We start from the raw sequence: 2,364 nt of genomic DNA, 5'->3' as shown, positions 1-2,364 counted from the left end.
TTTGCCAAAATCGACAGCTCCCGTAAGCCTAACTGCTGCGGGCATATTATATGCCAAAGACCCACCTTCCAGCTGGCTCAATATCCATAAACGAGTCTGTGAGGCAGTTAGAGGATAGTCACCTTTAATTGGAGATACTGGTATTGAAAAAGAATTATTAATATCACTTTTCGGACTTTTTAGAAATTGTATTAACTGATCCTTGTTGCTTTTTATCTGATCATAAATTACCGGATCTAAATCATCTGTATCATAAAATACTTCAAGTTCATCATCATTTAAAACAATATCAATTGATTCTTTTTTTAATTCAATTAATAAATCCCTAATGTTATCCATAATTTTTATTTTCTTCTTTTATATAATATCTCCTTTTCTCCAAATAACCTTTCAGCAATCATTCCTCTTGAAATGCATTCCTTAATTAAATTATTAGATTGAACGATAGGATTAGACTCATCAGTATATTTTATACTACTAACAAACTCGCACCAAGGCTCTTGTCCCATAGCATATACATATACTTCCGATGGATTAAAAGTATTTACCAAATGCATTCCTCTCTTGCAATCAGATCCTGCTAATCTTCTGGACTGGTCGTGTTCTTTTGACAATTCGTGTACAACGAGTGGGCCATACAACCAAGATAGTGGAGCACCGTCACATTCCATACCAAGAAAAATAACATCCACATTTCCAACAAGGGCTTGAGAATGTTCATACAATTTCTTTTCTAAAACTCTCGAATCAGCTACAAAAAGTAAGGAAAAATTTCCAATCTTAACATGAAAGCACATTTTCGTTTTAATATCTAAGTCACTGTGTTCTCCAGTAAATGGAACCCCTGTAATAATACAATCTGAAAAGGTTATGGTTGAAAATTCTTCAAGTTCGATGATGTTTTTAAAACCAATAGCATTAAACATTAATTTTAGGCTAGGATCTTGAAGATGCCCTCCACCTGAACGTGGAACAATAATATTTTTTACTTTGTGCCTAAGTGGCAGAAGGGTCTCAAATAAAATATGATCTTGGTGGTTATGGGTTATTAAAATATAATCAATAGTTTCTGGTAATTCATAATCGGAGAAATGTTCCACACTTGATTGATAACCATAATAACTGATTAATGGATCAACAAGGATGCTAATTTCTCTTGTTTCGATTAATATGCAGGCATGGCCAAAATATCTCATTCTAATACTGTCTCCCTCATATTTTGTATAAGGAACAAATGCCGTTTCAGTAAAAAATGACTGAAAAAGAGTCTCTTCAGTTTCATTTAATTCCCCAATCATTTTCCTTATTTCATTAAAAGGACGCGGAGTTCGCTTCATTTTACTTAATTCATCTATAAAATTATGTTCAAAAGGGATATTTAAATGCAATATGTCATCCTCATCCAGTCTAGGTGTACTCAAACAAAAGGGGCGTGAATCGTTATTTGTAACCCACAATGCTATACTTTGATTTTCTTTGTTATAGTATTTACTCTTATATAAAAGTTGCTCATAAAATCTAAAAGAAGGATTTCCATTTAAATCATATATTAATTCTACATAGCCTTTTAAAATATCGGGCACTATATCATACAAATCTTCTAGTGATTGTCCCTTGGCTTCTTTGTTTAACAATAAAACTAGCTTTCTAATTGCTAAGGATAGACTAATTAATTCCTTTTGGTTAATAAAAGTTGACTCGATTAATTTTTTTATGTCCTCTGATCTATCTTCTTTGTAATCCATAAAAGGGCCACCCAGCATTTTTGGATTTTTAACTGCCTCGCTATGTAATACAGGGGATTCAATATAAGAATTCATTATTTCAATGTGCCTCTTTGTTATATTCATTGATGCAGTTGACGGTGATACAAGATGTGTCCATGCATACCATCTTTCTATCAAGGGTTCAATTACAACATTTGGTTTTAAATAAACTAAACTTTTCATTTTAAATAATTTTTTTTGATTTTCTATTTTTATTCAATAGACTTAAATTCAATGAGACAATAAGAGTTGAAATATTCTCAATTTTTGGATTAGCAAAGAAGTCTCTAATCGTTAATTTAACTGAAAAATGTTTTTGAGTCATATTTAAAAATCTGATTACATTTAAACTATGCCCTCCCAATTCAAAAAAATTATCTGTAATTCCTATTTTTTGAACCCCTAATACTTCTTGCCATATTTCAACCATTTTTTGTTCAATGGCATTTCTTGGAGCTACATATTCTTTTTTAATGATGTCTTCACCTGTTACGCTTGGAAGCGCTTTTCTGTCCACTTTACCATTAGCAGTCAGCGGGATGCTTTCTGTCTCCACATAAAAACTCGGCACCATATATTCAGGCAGCTTGTCTTGCAG

3 protein-coding genes are annotated in these 2,364 nt (G+C 32.2%); all 3 read right to left on the bottom strand.

Features of this window, described 5'->3' with window-relative positions:
- The coding region (locus ACE01P_RS24330; protein ID WP_379701657.1) for a hypothetical protein at nt 1–339 on the bottom strand (339 nt) is incomplete at its 3' end.
- A 5-nt stretch (nt 340–344) separates the two neighbouring features.
- Nucleotides 345–1,949 carry an MBL fold metallo-hydrolase gene (locus ACE01P_RS24325; RefSeq protein ID WP_379701655.1) on the bottom strand — a complete coding sequence of 535 codons (1,605 nt, stop codon included), beginning with the start codon at nt 1,947–1,949 and terminating at the stop codon, nt 345–347.
- Nucleotide 1,950: 1 nt separating this feature from the next.
- Nucleotides 1,951–2,364: phosphopantetheine-binding protein (locus ACE01P_RS24320; RefSeq protein ID WP_379701653.1), on the bottom strand; the 414-nt coding region annotated here is incomplete at its 5' end.

This window comes from Flavobacterium sp. HJSW_4 (assembly GCF_042436695.1).
In the GTDB taxonomy this organism is placed as follows: domain Bacteria; phylum Bacteroidota; class Bacteroidia; order Flavobacteriales; family Flavobacteriaceae; genus Flavobacterium.
The sequence above is the reverse complement of the archived record's forward strand: the minus strand, read 5'-3'. Positions and strand labels throughout refer to the sequence as shown.